The organism is Actimicrobium sp. CCC2.4 (genome assembly GCF_034347385.1).
Lineage (GTDB): Bacteria > Pseudomonadota > Gammaproteobacteria > Burkholderiales > Burkholderiaceae_D > Actimicrobium.
Window position 1 is genome coordinate 355,113 of the sequence record NZ_CP133777.1, and the last position, 15,984, is coordinate 371,096.

The 15,984-nt window shown below is 51.2% G+C and carries 13 protein-coding genes; 8 read left to right on the forward strand and 5 right to left on the reverse strand.

The genetic code is table 11. The features are described 5' to 3' along the window. Positions 1-726: 726 nt before the first annotated feature. Positions 727-4,407: a trifunctional transcriptional regulator/proline dehydrogenase/L-glutamate gamma-semialdehyde dehydrogenase gene (putA, locus tag RHM62_RS01700; RefSeq protein ID WP_322123863.1), complete on the reverse strand. Its 3,681-nt coding sequence runs from the start codon at positions 4,405-4,407 to the stop codon at positions 727-729. A 190-nt stretch (positions 4,408-4,597) separates the two neighbouring features. Between putA and RHM62_RS01705 the strand changes: the two genes are divergently transcribed. Beyond that, entirely contained in the window at positions 4,598-5,056 is a 459-nt protein-coding gene (locus RHM62_RS01705; protein WP_009666118.1) for an Lrp/AsnC ligand binding domain-containing protein, read from the forward strand. Positions 5,057-5,062: 6 nt separating this feature from the next. Here RHM62_RS01705 and RHM62_RS01710 read toward each other — a convergent pair whose 3' ends face one another. Continuing rightward, the gene (locus RHM62_RS01710; RefSeq protein ID WP_322123864.1) at positions 5,063-6,013 is read right to left on the reverse strand and encodes a LysR family transcriptional regulator; all 951 of its coding nucleotides are present in this window, start codon (positions 6,011-6,013) and stop codon (positions 5,063-5,065) included. 158 nt (positions 6,014-6,171) lie between these two features. Here RHM62_RS01710 and RHM62_RS01715 point away from each other — a divergent pair, with 158 nt between their 5' ends. Then, on the forward strand, positions 6,172-6,489 hold the full coding sequence (locus RHM62_RS01715; protein ID WP_322123865.1) for a hypothetical protein: 318 nt from the start codon (positions 6,172-6,174) through the stop codon (positions 6,487-6,489). A gap of 381 nt (positions 6,490-6,870) precedes the next feature. On the opposite strand, the gene RHM62_RS01720 is transcribed toward RHM62_RS01715, so the two are convergent. Next, positions 6,871-8,727 carry a phosphoenolpyruvate carboxykinase (GTP) gene (locus RHM62_RS01720; RefSeq protein ID WP_322123866.1) on the reverse strand — a complete coding sequence of 619 codons (1,857 nt, stop codon included), beginning with the start codon at positions 8,725-8,727 and terminating at the stop codon, positions 6,871-6,873. Between the two features lie 291 nt (positions 8,728-9,018). On the opposite strand from RHM62_RS01720, the gene RHM62_RS01725 reads away from it, so the two are divergent. Beyond that, positions 9,019-9,999, forward strand: coding sequence for a D-2-hydroxyacid dehydrogenase family protein (locus RHM62_RS01725; protein WP_322123867.1), 981 nt, complete (start codon positions 9,019-9,021; stop codon positions 9,997-9,999). Positions 10,000-10,002: 3 nt separating this feature from the next. On the opposite strand, the gene RHM62_RS01730 is transcribed toward RHM62_RS01725, so the two are convergent. Then, a complete protein-coding gene (locus RHM62_RS01730; RefSeq protein ID WP_322123868.1) occupies positions 10,003-10,764 on the reverse strand; it encodes an L-asparaginase in 762 nt (253 codons plus the stop codon). A gap of 319 nt (positions 10,765-11,083) precedes the next feature. On the opposite strand from RHM62_RS01730, the gene RHM62_RS01735 reads away from it, so the two are divergent. From RHM62_RS01735 to RHM62_RS01755, 5 genes are all read left to right on the forward strand, one after another. Next, positions 11,084-11,614, forward strand: coding sequence for an Rrf2 family transcriptional regulator (locus RHM62_RS01735; protein WP_322123869.1), 531 nt, complete (start codon positions 11,084-11,086; stop codon positions 11,612-11,614). A 187-nt stretch (positions 11,615-11,801) separates the two neighbouring features. Further along, complete coding sequence (locus tag RHM62_RS01740; protein WP_322123870.1) at positions 11,802-12,302, forward strand: hypothetical protein; 501 nt, start codon at positions 11,802-11,804, stop codon at positions 12,300-12,302. A gap of 23 nt (positions 12,303-12,325) precedes the next feature. Next, positions 12,326-12,811, forward strand: a complete 486-nt coding sequence (locus tag RHM62_RS01745; protein WP_322123871.1) for an asparaginase domain-containing protein — start codon at positions 12,326-12,328, stop codon at positions 12,809-12,811. 114 nt (positions 12,812-12,925) lie between these two features. Further along, positions 12,926-13,882 (forward strand): CAP domain-containing protein, encoded by a 957-nt coding sequence (locus tag RHM62_RS01750; protein ID WP_322123872.1) that lies wholly within the window; start codon positions 12,926-12,928, stop codon positions 13,880-13,882. Positions 13,883-13,993: 111 nt separating this feature from the next. Next, a complete protein-coding gene (locus tag RHM62_RS01755; RefSeq protein WP_322123873.1) occupies positions 13,994-14,503 on the forward strand; it encodes a hypothetical protein in 510 nt (169 codons plus the stop codon). Positions 14,504-14,519: 16 nt separating this feature from the next. Here RHM62_RS01755 and mnmE read toward each other — a convergent pair whose 3' ends face one another. Further along, positions 14,520-15,908: a tRNA uridine-5-carboxymethylaminomethyl(34) synthesis GTPase MnmE gene (mnmE, locus tag RHM62_RS01760; protein WP_322123874.1), complete on the reverse strand. Its 1,389-nt coding sequence runs from the start codon at positions 15,906-15,908 to the stop codon at positions 14,520-14,522. Positions 15,909-15,984 lie beyond the last annotated feature (76 nt).

Here is a 15,984-nt window from a genome sequence, read left to right on the forward strand (position 1 = left end):
AAGTTATCCAGAACTTGTTATGGATGAAAAAAGAGTTTTTCATCCCTGTTATCTTTTCTGTAAACACTTGATATGAAAGAGAAATACTTGCTTATCCACAGAAACACAGCCTTGTTAACTACTACTACTAAACAGATATATAAACCTTTAACTTAAAACAAAAAACCGTATTTTTGCAATTCGAAAAGAAGTATTTCTTAAAAAATGAGAGTAAAGCAACGCATCGTCCGAAAAATCATGCTCAGGACGACGCAGAGGTTCGCTACGCCACTTAGAAAGGCCATTGCACATGGGGGGCAGCAAAAACAGTTGGCGCTACGTCTGCGGCCTTCTGAAGACAATTTCAGCCGAGATAACTAAAGAAATTCCAAGTTATTTGTTAGCTATTTATCAGCACACTATTTTCAGCTGCCATCCGCAGTAAAAGATTCACCTTCGTACCCACTGAAACGGCTCCTGTATGAAATATCAGAATAATACAGTTGGTTGTTTTTAAAGAAAAATTTAACTAACTATTACTACTGATTTCCATCTGGAAAATTCGTGTTCGACTTGGGCCGTTTCATGCAGTGGCGCAATCCAGGGAATTTTGAAAAGTACGGACGGTGTGCAAAGAGCGGAGCGGCTGGCGCTCCGGATTGCATAAGCAGTTGTTACTGACCGGGGAGGATCAATCGATATGCATACCGTCCGAATAACGCCCCGAACGGTATTTTTATTTGAAAATTAAACTTCCAGCGTCATGAGACTGGCATTGCCACCAGCCGCCGTTGTGTTAGAACACATCGCACGTTCCGAAACCAGGCGCCACAACGGAACAGGCACTAGCCCTGACGTTTCGATCAACGAGACAAGTGCGCCATTCCTCTCTGCCAGAGCTACGCACATGTCTGCAACGAGCAAGGTTTCGATCAATGCAATCTGCAATGGCTGATCTTCATCAGTAACGTCCTTTATGGTTTTTATCCGCTGACGTACTTCCACTGGCAAGCCTGCTGGCAATCGTGCCGCCGTAGTTGCCAACATGACCGGCTTGTTTCCTGTCGCCAGGACCGCAGCCAGTTGATTAAGCAGAGCACCGACAGTGGTTGCTGCACAAAGTACCTCACCGCGAGCAGCAAATGACAGGGTATTGCGCTCGCCTGTCGGCCCAGGCAATACAAGCGTGCTACCAAGAAGGGTGCTTCGCAGGTAGTGCTCGCCTAATCCGGAAATAGTCTCATGCCCATGCGCGCTGGCCCATGCTAGTAACGCACGGAGTACAGGGGCATCCACTACGCCCGGATCGGTAACGATACCAGGAGCAGTAAGCTTGCTTTCGGATGAACGTTGCAAACGTTGCAGGTAAAGCGGACCACCTGCTTTCGGACCTGTACCGGATTTACCTTCTCCGCCAAACGGCTGCACACCGACTACAGCGCCGACGATGTTGCGATTGACATAGATATTTCCGGCGTGAATACGGTTGCTGACGAAGTCGATGGTTTCATCGATACGTGAATGGATACCGAAGGTCAGCCCATACCCGGTTGCATTGATGGCGTCCACCATCTGCGGCAAGTCAGCACGCTGATAGCGTAGTACGTGTAAGACAGGGCCGAAAACTTCATGGGTCAGTTCTAACAACGAATCGATCTCGATGATTGTCGGCGGCACGAATGTGCCGTGCTGTGCATTTTCCGGTAGTAGCAGCTGAAAAACCGAACGAGCCGATTTTTTCATGTGCTCGATATGCGCGAGCAAACCATCACGGGCTTCGATGTCGATGACTGGCCCGATATCTGTTGCGAGTCGATCCGGGTTGCCGACGACAAGTTCTCGCATGGCTCCTTTAAGCATAACAAGCGTCTTATCGGCAATTTCCTGTTGCAGGCACAGTACCCTGAGTGCCGAACAACGCTGACCGGCGCTGTCGAAAGCAGAGCTGATGACATCTTGTACAACTTGCTCCGTCAATGCACTTGAATCAACGATCATTGCATTTTGCCCACCTGTTTCTGCGATGAGCGCAACATCAGAGGATTCGGCTAGTGCACGTTTTGCCAGCGTGCGATTGATCAGTTGTGCAACGCTGGTCGAGCCAGTAAAAATAACGCCGCTGGTACGTGGGTCTGCCACTAGCTTAGCGCCGATTTTTTCACCTTGCCCTGGCAGAAATTGCAATGCACTGCGTGGTATACCGGCTTCATGCAGTAACTGTACTGCGCGATAGGCAATTAGCGGAGTTTGCTCGGCAGGTTTCGCCAGTACAACATTACCCGCGGCCAGCGCAGCGCTAATCTGACCGGTAAAAATCGCTAGCGGAAAATTCCAAGGACTGATGCAAGTTACCGCACCAAGCGCTGCGGCATTCGGGGTAGTCGTGACACGACTCGCGTAATACCGAAGAAAATCGACTGCTTCACGCACCTCTGCGATGGCGTTTGGTAACGATTTCCCTGCTTCACGGATAGCTAATGCCATCAGTTCCAGCTTGTGCGACTCGAATAGATCGGCAGCGCGGAAAAGAATGACAGATCGATCCGATGGCGAGACGTTTTGCCAGGTAGTTGCATACGCACAAGCAGCGTTCAGCGCGGAATCGGCATCAGCCTGGTTGGCCTCTATTACGGAACCGACCTGATCACGACGATCCGCAGGACTATTAACCGGCAATGATTTGTTGTCGCTGACGGCAACCTTCTCACCCAGCAGCGGCATTGCATGCCATTGCATTGGGCCGAAGCGGGCGAAAGCACTGTCCACGTCTGCCAGTTCTTGCTCGTTGCTCAGGTCGATACCGGACGAATTGGGACGTTCGTTGCCGAACATGGCACGGGGCAGAGCAATGCTAGCGTGAGGAATGCCTGCCAGCATCCGGGCGCCATCTACCGGATCAGCTATCAGTGTTTCTACCGCTACCTTGGCATCGACAATCTGATTGACGAAAGAAGAGTTCGCGCCGTTTTCTAGCAAGCGGCGTACTAGGTAAGCTAGTAATGTCTGATGCGATCCTACAGGAGCATAAATACGGCAGGGCTTGTCAAGGTTGTTCTTGCCGACAACTTGGTCATACAGAGTTTCGCCCATACCATGCAGGCACTGGAATTCGTAGTCGGATATACCGCGGCTTTTTGCTGATGTGTAGATTGCTGAAAGCGTATGGGCATTGTGCGTAGCAAATTGCGGATACAACACATCAGTTGCCCCAAGTAATTTTTCAGCGCATACCAGATAGGACACGTCTGTATAGACCTTGCGTGTGTAGACCGGATAACCGGGCATGCCATCGACTTGTGCCCGTTTGATTTCGGCATCCCAATACGCACCTTTGACAAGTCTCACCATCAATTTCCGGCCATTCGTGCGTGCCAGGTCAATCAAGAAATCAATCACAAAGGGACAGCGCTTCTGATAAGCCTGGACTACAAAGCCGATTCCGTCGTAGCCCGCCAATTCCGGATCACGAACGAGTGCTTCCATCAGGTCGAGCGAGAGCTCCAGTCGGTCGGCTTCTTCCGCATCAATGTTGAGACCGATATCGTAAGTCTTTGCCAGCAGTAACAGGCTTTGTAAACGAGGTAACAATTCGGTCATGACACGGTTGTGCTGGGCACGGGAATAGCGTGGATGCAAGGCGGACAACTTCACCGAAATTCCTGGTCCATTTCGTATTCTTCTTCCTGCTGATGCACGACCAATCGCATGAATGGCATTTTCATAGGACAACATGTATTTGTCTGCATCCTCTGCCGTCAAGGCAGCTTCGCCAAGCATGTCGTACGAATACAGATAACCACGCGCCTCGTTGCTACGGCTATTGGCCAAGGCGTCATCAATGGTTTGACCCGTTACGAATTGATTGCCCAGCATGCGCATCGCCAGATCGACGCCCTTGCGTATCAGTGGCTCACCACCTTTTGCAATTAGGCGGGTCAGTGCAGACCCCAAACCTTGTTCGCTGCTGCTACTGACGAGTTTTCCCGTAACCAGTAATCCCCAGGTGGCGGCATTGACGAACAGGGAAGGTGATACCCCGAGGTGTTTTCGCCAGTCGCCACGACTTAGCTTATCTGCAATTAAGCGGTCAGCAGTTTGATGATCCGGAATGCGCAATAAGGCTTCTGCCAGACACATCAGTGCAATTCCTTCATCCGAGGATAGTGAAAATTCATGCATTAGTGCATCAACTCCGGAAGCCCGCGTGCGTTTCTCCCGAACTGCAATGACAAGCTGTTTTGCCAGTACGGTAGTCTGTTCCTGCAATGCGGTATCCTTGCCCATCTGTTCTACTAGTGAGCTAACCGCCTGTTGTTCATCAAGCCGGTATGCAGCGGTGATCTTTTCACGTAATACCGAAGTGGGTGCATGTATTTCGGCATGTAATGCAGAGAATGCGGAATTAGTAAATATGGCGGAAGAGGGCATGGTTTCTCGATATTGCGGAATGTGTGAATGGGACGGCAGCGCTGCAGAATTTGACCAACTATCGCACGATGCCTGATATTTGATTGTATGTGCGAAAATCCTGCATTAATTCTGGTATTACTATCTACTATCAAAATTTTATATTTGGTGAGAAAATTTAGCCAAATAAAATTCTTACCCGAGATTTGCAATGCTAGACAAAATAAGCAAAAAAATACTTAACGAGCTGCAAAACGATGGTCGAATCAGCAATGTAGAGCTATCGGCGCGCGTCAACCTGTCACCGGCAGCTTGTCTCGAGCGAGTACGGAAATTGCAAGAAGGCGGTTATATCCTGGGGTACACGGCACAATTGAACCCGCAATTGCTGGATGTCTCGTTACTGGTTTTTATTGAAGTGGTCCTGGATAGGACAACGCCCGAAGTTTTCGATGCGTTCAAACGTAGCGTCCAGATTATTCCGGAGGTACTTGAGTGCCACATGGTGGCAGGCGGATTTGATTATCTGGTGAAGGCCAGAGTGTGCGACATGAATGCTTATCGGGAATTTCTTGGGAAGTCGTTGTTACAACTGAAAGGCGTTCGCGAAACGCATACCTACGCAGTGATGGAAGAAGTCAAAAATACGACCAAGCTGCCGATCCGTTAATTGGTACTAACGTCTTACAGTGTCTCGTAGAAACGATTCATCAGTAATCGTCGTCATATGTTCGCGCAGCCACTTGTGAGATGGACTGCGAGCATCGCGTTCGTGCCAAAGCATGTCGACTTGGACTTGCGGCAAATCAAACGGTAATTCTTTTGCTATCAGCTCGCCGGTCATACCGGTTGATGCAATCAGATGGCGGGGAATGACGGTGAGCAAGTCCGAATTTGCCACCACGCGCCCTGCGGTAAAAAAGTGATTGACGGTCAATAAAATACGACGCTCCCGGCCCAGATGTGTCAGGGTATCACTGACAATTCCGTGAGCCCGGCCTGAAAAACTCACGAGCAAATGATTTGCTGCGCAATACGAATCGAGCGTTAGTTCTTTCTTTGCCAGCGGATGTTGTTTGCGCATTACACAGGCATATTGTCCTGAATACAGTAATTCATGGCGAATTGGTGTGTCGGGTTCACCCGCCAGTTGTGCAACAACACCAGGAAAAAATCCAATTGCCAGGTCGATGTCTCCACGCAAAAGCATAGGCCGCGGCTCGCGTGTTGTCAGCGGGACCATCCTGACATTCACACGCGGGGCATCGCGTTCAATGGAACGAACCAAGGAAGGTAGCCATAGTGCTGCTGTCGCATCGGCCATTGCCATGCGAAAAGTTGCTTGCGTAGTTGATACGTCAAAGCTCTGCGGTGCCATGGCCGCTTCCAGATCAGACAGAGCTCGTCGAACTGCCGGCCACAGTTCATCTGCATGAGGCGTTGGCTTTACACCATGGGCAGTCCGGATCAGCAATTCATCTCCTACAGAATCGCGCAACCGCTTTAGGGCATTGGAAACCGCTGGTTGTGTCATGGCAAGACGATTCGCTGCGCGTGTGAGATTACGTTCACTCATCACGGCATCGAAAACGCGCAGCAAATTGAGATCAAGTGTGAGGAAGCTCATTGGTTCTGGCGGCCGGTAAAAAATGGAATTTAATAGCGCTATTGACTTGATTTCATTCACAAAAAGTATAACTGATATGTGATATCGGAATTGGATTAATAACAGCCGGATCTTCATACTGCAGCGCAACATATAAGACAAATTTATCAAGGTTCCCCATGTCCATACTGGCCATTGCATTTCCAGCTCAATCAGCTATCCCGGTCGCCCAGGCAGTCATCAGTTCAATTATTGTTGCTGCGCGGCCTTTACTTGGTATCGGTGCAGTCCTGACCTTATTCCTGATTTTTAAGCCTTTGTTGCTTGGTCTCGCTCGTGCAAGCCTTGTTGCACTGAAACCGCGCAAGTCACTTGAACAGCGCTCGATTCGTAGTCATTTACGTGGCATGTTAATTTTGAACCGGATGGCGCAAGATCTCGATATCTCGCAACCGAACATGGCATCAGAACTGCGCGCCGTGGCTTCACGCGACTGACTAGCGTTGCGATTTGATGTAGAAATATTGGAGAGATTGCTATGAAAATACCAACTTCGACACCGACGGTAGATCATTTCACTGTCCTGTCCCTGATACTGCATGGCAAAAAACAGGGGTTAACGTTGTCGGACAACATTTTGCCGAAAAGGGTTGTCGGTCTATCAATGGCTGACATTGCTGAGGTATCGGATCGGGTTTCTGTACATCGCGGTCTATCGATCAGACGTTTTTCGCACTGGTGCACCGATTGGTAATTTAGTGCCCCGTTCATCACGACGTTAAGACTTAAGCGTCACAAATGTACTCATCAGTGACGGATTTTCAGACCGGAAAGCGCAATCCAACCATCAGATTGCGCGTTGTCAAAAGCGACAAGAACTATATCATCAAGGTTTTTTCGAGCTTGTCCCGTACATCTACCAATTTTTGCGGCAAATGATGATGAAGTTTTTCGAATAACTCCGTGTGCAATTTTAATTCATCTTTCCAGGCCGCTACATCGATCGAGGTAATTTGATCGAATTGCTCAGGTGAGAAGTCAGTACCCTCCCAGTTCAGATCTGTATGGCGTGGTGTTGTCCCAAATAAATGCTCTACGCCGCCGGATTTTTGCTCTATCCGGTCCAGCATCCATTTCAGTACGCGCATATTATCCCCGAAGCCAGGCCATACAAACTTGCCCTCGCTATCGGTACGGAACCAATTAACGCAAAAGATACTTGGTAATGTAGCTCCCGTAGCAGCCAGTTTTTCGCCCATATCCAGCCAATGCTGGAAATAATCACTCATGTTGTAGCCAATGAACGGCAGCATCGCGAATGGATCGCGACGAACTATGCCCATCTGGCCTGTTGCCGCTGCAGTGGTCTCCGATCCCATTGTCGCAGCCATGTAGACGCCTTCGACCCAGTCACGAGCTTCGGTAACCAGCGGGACCGTTGTAGAACGTCGACCACCAAAAATAAACGCTGAAATAGGTACGCCAGCCGGGTCGTCCCATGCAGCGTCGATCACTGGATTTTGAATCGCTGCGACGGTAAAACGTGCATTGGGGTGGGCTGCTTTACGTCCGCTTTCCTGACTGATTTCAGGTGTCCAGTCTTTACCTTGCCAGTCGATCAGATGCGCAGGTGCTTGTTTGGTCAGGCCTTCCCACCAGACATCGCCATCATCGGTTAAAGCGACATTGGTAAAAATCGTATTGCTTGTCATTGACGCCATGCAATTAAAATTGGTTTTCTGGTTGGTCCCAGGAGCGACGCCAAAATAACCTGCTTCGGGATTGATTGCATACAGCCGTCCATCCGCACCTGGTTTAATCCAAGCAATGTCATCACCAATCGTAGTGACTTTCCACCCTTCAAATCCAACAGGTGGAATAAGCATGGCAAAGTTGGTTTTGCCGCAGGCGGAAGGGAATGCTGCAGCAACATAGTGTTTTTTTCCTGCCGGCGACTCGACGCCGAGGATTAGCATGTGCTCTGCCAACCATCCTTGCGCACGTCCCATGCTTGAGGCAATACGCAATGCGAAGCATTTTTTACCGAGCAAGGCATTGCCGCCGTAACCTGAACCATACGACCAAATTTCTCGGGTTTCGGGAAAATGTACAATATATTTGGTCGGATTACATGGCCACGCCACGCTCTTTTGGCCGGCCTGCAGCGGTGCGCCAACGCTGTGAACGCAAGGAACGAATTCACCATCGGTACCAAGAACTTCGTACACGGCTTTTCCCATGCGTGTCATTACGCGCATGTTGGCGGCAACGTAAGGGGAGTCGGATAATTCCACGCCAATGTGTGCAATCGGTGAACCCAGGGGGCCCATCGAAAAAGGAACGACGTAAAGGGTGCGCCCTTGCATGCATCCGTCGAAGAGTCCGTTGAGGGTCAATCGCATTTCGGCTGGTGGCTGCCAGTTGTTGGTCGGACCAGCTTCGGCTTCATGGGCAGAGCAAATGAAGGTGCGGTCTTCGACGCGTGCGACATCTCCAGGATCCGAACAGGCCAGATAGCTGTTCGGACGTTTCTCGGGGTTTAGTTTTTTCATGGTGCCGGAGGCGACCATCTCTGCACACAGACGGTCATACTCTTCTTGCGATCCATCGCACCAGACGATACGTGCCGGTTTGGTTAACGAAGCTACTTCGGTAACCCAGTTGATCAATTGCTGCTGTTTGACGTAAGACGGGGCGTTTATGCTGGCAACGCCACCCATAACGGGTTGATTCATGAAATGAAGCCTCCAATGCCGATAAAGAGATCTGTTCCCGAGGTGATCAATGAAATAATAACCGCACCTCGAAATCAGGAATTTGTAGTCATTTTTTTCCTGGATATATCGTTCCGGTACGGTATTCCGCCTGAGAAAATGACAGGAAATTGTACACCTGCGTTTTGCTTAGCCAGGTGATTCCCAACAAGAAGGTAGTAAAAAGAAGCTGATTTTTGTAGTGAAGTGCTTTGTCTCTTTCGTTGCGGTTATTTTGTTACGGTTCTCCCTTCCTATTTTTTAGCTTCCTCCATGAAAATTGCCATTCTTGATGATTATCAGGACAGAGTTCGTCATCTGTCCTGTTTTAGCCTGCTGGCCGGCCATGATGTCAAAATATTCAACCATTCCGCCCGCGGCATGGGGCAACTGGCAATTCGCCTTGCTAGCTTCGATGCATTGGTCCTTATTCGCGAACGGACCCGCTTGCCAGGGGCATTGCTCAATAAATTGCCGCGCCTTAAACTGATTTCGCAAACAGGTAAGGTGGGTGGCCATATCGATCTGGTTGCTGCTTTTGCAAATGGCGTCACCATCGTTGAAGGCACCGGTGATCCGACAGCACCTGCGGAATTGACCTGGGCATTAATCATGGCATCAATGCGCCGGATTCCTGATTACACGTCAAATTTACGAGATGGGTTGTGGCAAACGGTATCGACTGCGCCTGAGCAGAATTTGCTCGGCCGCGTGCTAAAAGGACAAACTCTGGCAATTTGGGGATATGGAAAAATTGGCCGGTTGGTGGCTGGTTTTGGCAAGGCATTCGGCATGCCTGTCCTCATATGGGGAAGCGACGCCAGCTGCGCATTGGCGCGTAGCGATGGGTTCGAGGCAGCAACGTCAAAAAAAGAATTTTTTGCGCGTGCCGATGTACTTTCTCTGCATTTGCGTTTGAGTGAAGCAACCTGCGGCTGCGTTACTGACATGGATCTTGCCGGCATGAAACGTTCGGCATTACTAGTCAATACCAGTCGTGCTGAGTTGCTGGCAACCGGCGCGTTGCAACAAGCACTCTCAGTTGGTTGTCCCGGGTACGTCGCGCTGGACGTTTTTGATATCGAGCCACTACCCTCGACATCCCCACTTTTGCAGTATTCCAATGTGCTGGCGACACCTCATCTGGGTTATGTCGAGGAGCGCAGCTACGAGTTATATTTCAGTGCTGCCTTTCAGAATATTGTTGATTTTGCCGCTGGCGTGCCACGCAACGTTCTGACGCTGCCTGCTTGAATATCAGTCAAGGGATGCAGCACTCGATGTCTTGAAGCGCAACACTTCACCAGAGTGACCATCCAAAACATTGCCGTGATTCCACAATTTAGCCCAGCCGGGTGGCCATGCCAATGGCGATCCATCATATGGTTGGATACCTGTACGTACCGCAATGATTGGTATACCCTCCGGTACAGGCCCGTCATCGCGGTTCCAGCTCAAACTAAATGAATAGTCAGGCAGCAGTAAATCACAGGCACGAGCGAACCAGTCCGTGTGGTCTTCGTCACGGCCGCGGGCCTGTGCCAAGCCCTGCGGATCAAAGCGTGTCAGTGCCTCGACAAGCTCGGTGGTACTGGCACCCGGAGCATCTCCCCAGCCCATGACTGGGTTGAAATTGTAATCGGCGCCAGATCCGTACCAGCCTTCGCGCCAGGGGCGTTGCATCCAGTTGCGCGGACCACAAAATAGTTGCCAGCGCCAATGCATACCGGATGGCTTAGGCCAGTTATACAAGTACAGGCGTTGGTATCCTGCGCGATGAAGTTCTTGCACCATGGCCATCAGGCGCGCTTGAGGCATGCGATCCGGGGGGGCGCGACGAAATAAAATAGGATCGCCATCGGCATGCTGAATCTCGTCGGACGACAGGTTTAAATCCAGCGTGCGGGCTTCGCTACCAAAACGAGCAGCGATCCATCCGGTTAGCAGGTTGACCGTGACAATGACACCATAACCGCGATGACGGTGAAAGATAACTGTACCGGGCGCAACAGGTTTCATGGTCGGTTTGTCTGGATTAAATGGACTTGGCGAATAGTTTAGCGGCAATTGTCTATTCGTTGCACGCGATGCACCAGTGCGAGGCGCAAAACCGGCGTTGGATATAAATCAGGGCGCTTTCGTGACAACGGATGACAAACAGCGACGCTGAGACGCTGAAATGCCGACTGAAAGCTGGCCTGTAACTTGCTAAAAGACTTTGTGTTTACCGCTTTATCGCGATGACATGAACTTAAACAAGAGCTAACCCTGCTCTGCGGCAACAGTTCCGATACCCGGGGCCAATGTGCCGGCGACCTGCCGGACTCAGGAGAATGTTTTGAAGACAGAAGATTTCATTTTGGGCGATAGCGCCCTACACCAGCGGCTGTGCGCGATTACCGAAATTCTTGGTAAGTTTGTCGCATGCGCACCGCGACAACTCAGTATCTGGCATCTTGCCGAGAGTACCGGCAAAAGCGAGCTTGACCTTGAAAATTTATGCGCAGGACTTACCCGCGCCGCCCTCCTCCAATCCAGCCCGAACGTTGCCGGTAGCTGGTCTCTGGCTTGCGCGCCTGATCAGGTGACTTTGGAAGACGTATTTCGTTGCGCTATGGCCGAACAGCCAGCAGTTGGCCAGCAAGTGCTGTCGGCATCTCAGCCGCTCCCCGGCCACCGGCCACAGCGCCAGCAACACGACGCTAATTTGTTGGTCATGCAGGCAGCAATGGCAATCAACCAGAGCGTTTTTCTCCACTTGCGCCAATTTTCGCTTGATCGCCTCAAAATCAGCTCTTCCGTCTCGTTTCCCGCACCGAGATCTTTCCGGCACATATCGCGTCGCTCAGCATCGGTCGCTAGAGTCTGACTATCTATGTGCCAATCGCATAAAGTGATGCTTACAAGGCATTGGCTTTGTAGTCTTGTGTTCGCCTACGATGAGCTCTTTTTGGGATAACAAGGCTTGTCAAATAACGATGCCACGTTCTTTTTTCCTGAAATACGAGGTGAGGAGGTGGTGCGTCGCGCTACCTTCGAGCAATCATGGAGAAGCAATGACAGCGGTGAATGATTTCATTTTTGGAAACGGAAACTTGCACGAACGATTTTGCGCTATTACCGAACTGCTGGAGAAGCTGGTCCGGGCCGCCCCAACTCCGCTGAGTCTGGCGCAAATGAAGCGCCATACCGGGCGTAGCGGTCGTGACATCAGTAAGCATTGCCTCGATCTTGTCCGTAACGGGCTGGTTATCGAAACATCCGATGGTCATTGGACGCTCGCGGGAGACCCTGCTGACTTGACGTTGGCAGACGTCTATCGTTGTGCTACGGCCAGACCTGAATGGCATTCCCGCGGCAGACGGATCGATCATCAGCCCAACTACGTCGTCGATTTGCTACTTATGCAGGCCGTGTTAGCGATCAACCAGAGCGTGCATCAGCATTTGCGGCAATTTTCACTTGATCGTCTCAAGCCAGCTGGCATTGTGCCTTTCCCACTTGGCCGGAGTCGATCACACGGACTGAATTACAATGGCCATTCCGACCTTGCTTGAACCGGTCACTCTGCCTGACTCCCATGACACTTCGTATCATTGCCAGTGGCGGTACTTTTGATAAGCATTACGATGAAATTACCGGCAAGTTGACCTTTGGTGCGGGTCATTTGGCCGCGGCGATTGCTCGAGCCCGTATCACCCTACCTGTTGCCCTGGAAGAGTTGCCTTTCCTTGATTCACTGGAGATGCAAGACTCCGACCGGCTGCGTATCCTGGCCTCGTGCCGCGCATCCTCACAGACCGCTATAGTGATTATTCATGGCACCGACACGATGCGCGAAACGGCGGCTGTTCTGGGTGCTGCCGGGTTGTTAAAAGTCATCGTTCTGACTGGCGCAATGATTCCCTATGAAATCGCCAATTCGGATGCACTGTTTAATTTTGGATTTGCCTGTGCCGTTGCTCAAGTATTGCCACCGGGCGTCTATGTCGCCATGAACGGGCAGTTTTTCAATTGGGATAAGGTACAGAAAAATCGCTCGGCAGGTGTTTTCGAGTCCGCTTGAGTGGGATACATACACCTGTCCCCGGCTGGTTAAAACTGTTTGTAATACTATGCCGGAATGCTCAAAATACGCTCGTCAGCGTATCCCGGAAACAGCGTACTCAGGAGAAACCCGATGACTCAATCACGACGTGTTGCCGCCTTTGCCGGCCCTCTTTTTCTATCTTTTCTTTTAGCAGCATGTGGCGGTGGCGGCAACAGCACACCAACCCCGGTGTCCAATGGCCAAACGTCGATACAACTGGCCGCAGAATCAGGAGCACCGACGCTCACCAACGACACGGCAACAGACGGGTATAACCGGTTTAATTTCCGTAGGCAACAAATGGGACTGTCCTTACTAAGCCGCAATGCCAATATTGACCTTGCAGCGCGCGGGCATTCCAACTATCAAAAGATCAACGATACGATTACTCACGTTCAGGTTAGCGGTAGACCCGGCTTTACCGGGGCAGACGTCGCAGATCGTCTTAAGGCTGCGAATTATGTTTTTACAACGACATCGAGCTATGCATTTGGTGAGGTCATTGCGGCAAGCGCCGATCTGTCAGGCGCGGCCAATGCCGAAGACTTGATTACCGCCATTTACCATCGATTTGTAATTTTCGAGCCAAAGTTCCGGGAAGCAGGTGCCGGATCGGCCGGATTTAGTGCGACGGGATATAACTTTCTGACGGTAAACTTTGCTGCCAACGGATTGGGTGCTGGTGTTGGTAAAGGACAGTTTGCCGTCTATCCATTCGCTAACCAGACCGGTATCGCAACCGTTTTTTACAGTGACCAGGAAGCGCCTGATCCCGTGCCAAATCAGAACGCCGTCGGCTATCCAGTGAGTATTCATGCAGATATTGATGCTGTCGTTAGTGTGCAGACTTTCACCATCAATGCTCGTGGTGGGCAGTTACTCGCCGTACGTTTGCTGACCAATGCCACTGATCCTGAAACCCCCAATTCTGCAGCAGCCATCATTCCGTTATCCGAGTTGGTGGCCGCAACCACCTACGATGTAAAATTTACTGGCACGATATCCGGCGTAGCTGCTACTCAGAACTGGTCGTTCACTACGCGTTAAAATTTACCTCGAGCAACTTCCGCTGTACATCGCCACAACTTATGGTTAGTATTTGATCGATACTAATTATGAAGTTGGCGGTAGCCGACCAGTTGCCGCGAGGAGATCCGAATGTCATCGATTGAACAAAATTCTTTCCAGCTTGCACTCATTCAATTTTGCGAACAGCGCGCCCAGATTGAAGTTCTCGGCCGGCATATCGGCGAAAACGTTCGCAAATTCTCACTCCTTCAGCAACAAGTTACCCAGGCAACCACGCACAAGGTTCGATCTCCGGGCAATGTTTTCGAACTGAGCGTCGTACGTTTGCGTGCGGACATGGGCTTGTTGGTAAGCGATACACAGCGACTGGCCAAGCTGGCCGGTGAGTTGCATATGGAATTCATCGAAGTTGCTGCACGCTATTTGACTGAAAGCCGATTGCGCATGGCACGTCTGATCAGCGCTCGCGAACAGCATGGTAAGTACTGTACCGAAGAGCTCGGCAAACGGATCGACGCGGCAGTTCTCAAGTGCAATCGAGAGATCGACCAGATCATGGGATTGATCGAACGCACCGGTTCTTCAGTGGCCCTGTTGACGGTCTCTACCGAGCAGTTTTCGGCACTGGCTACTGGTTGACGACCAACTATAGTTTCTACTTTCCTATACAAAACCGGCTGAAAATTACACCTAGCAAGTCATCCGGGGTAAATGCACCAGTGATGCTGCTGAGCTGTTCTTGTGCCAGCCGTAATTCTTCGGCGAACAGATCCAGCGCATGGTCGCTCAACGCTGCATGCTCGGCAGCTAATTGAAGATGCGTTTGCGCTGCTGCCAGCGCGACGAGATGACGTTCGCGCGCAAGGTACAGCGATTCGCCCGTTTGCTGCCAGCCAGCCAGCCGTAATAATTCTTCGCGTAGCAATTCCATGCCGAGCTGATTGGTGGCTGATAGATAAATATGCGTTGCGTCAACGAGGCGATCAATGGCGGGCTTGTGTCCCGACAAATCAATCTTGTTCCATACCCGCATGACCGGAATATTTGCGGGAAAGCGCGCAACGATGTTTTCATCAGCCAAAGTTGGTCCGCGACAGGCATCCAGCAAATGAATGATCACATCGGCTTGTGCCACCGCGGTCCAGGTGCGCTCGATACCGATACGTTCGACCTCGTCAATCGCTTCTGCCACATCACGAATGCCCGCTGTGTCGATGATGTTGAGCGGGATACCTTCGATCTGGATAGTCTCGGTCACCTTGTCGCGCGTGGTACCGGCAATGGGCGTGACGATTGCGATGTCCGCACCAGCCAGTGCATTGAGCAAGGATGACTTGCCAACATTGGGCTGTCCTGCAAGGACGATATTGAGTCCATCCCGCAGCAGGGCTCCCTGGGCAGATTGGCGAAATACTTTCTGCAAGGTATCGCGTATTACGGCCAGCTTGCCGCGGGCATCGGATTTTTCCAGAAAGTCGATTTCTTCTTCCGGAAAGTCGAGGGTGGCCTCGACCAGCATGCGCAGGTTGGTGACTTGCTCGACCAGGGTCCGGATGATTCCCGAAAAAACTCCCGACAAGGACTGCGAGGCCGAGCGTGCCGCCGCTTCGGTTGAGGCATCGATCAGGTCGGCTACCGCTTCGGCCTGCGCTAGGTCGAGTTTGTCGTTGAGGAATGCACGCTGCGTGAACTCGCCAGGCTGCGCTAGTCGGAGATCAATATTGCTGCCGGCTTGCAAGCATCGCGCCAGCAGCAGTTGCATGACGACCGGTCCGCCATGACCCTGCAATTCGAGTACGTCTTCACCCGTATAGGAATGCGGTGCTTTGAAATACAGCGCCAGGCCCTGATCGATGGTGCTGCCATCGGCATCGACAAAACGGGTGTAGGTGGCATGGCGCGGTTGCAACGTCTTGCCAGGCACCAGTGCGCAAATCTCAGCGGCAACGTTGCCAAGATTCTTACCGGATATCCGGACGACGCCGATACCGCCGCGTCCGGGTGCTGTGGCAATGGCAACAATGGGTAAGGAGTCTAGGTTCATGAACGGAGTTTAACTTTTACCAGAGGGAGGCCAGGAATAAAAAAGCCCGCGAAAAGATTCACGGGCTGTAGAAATA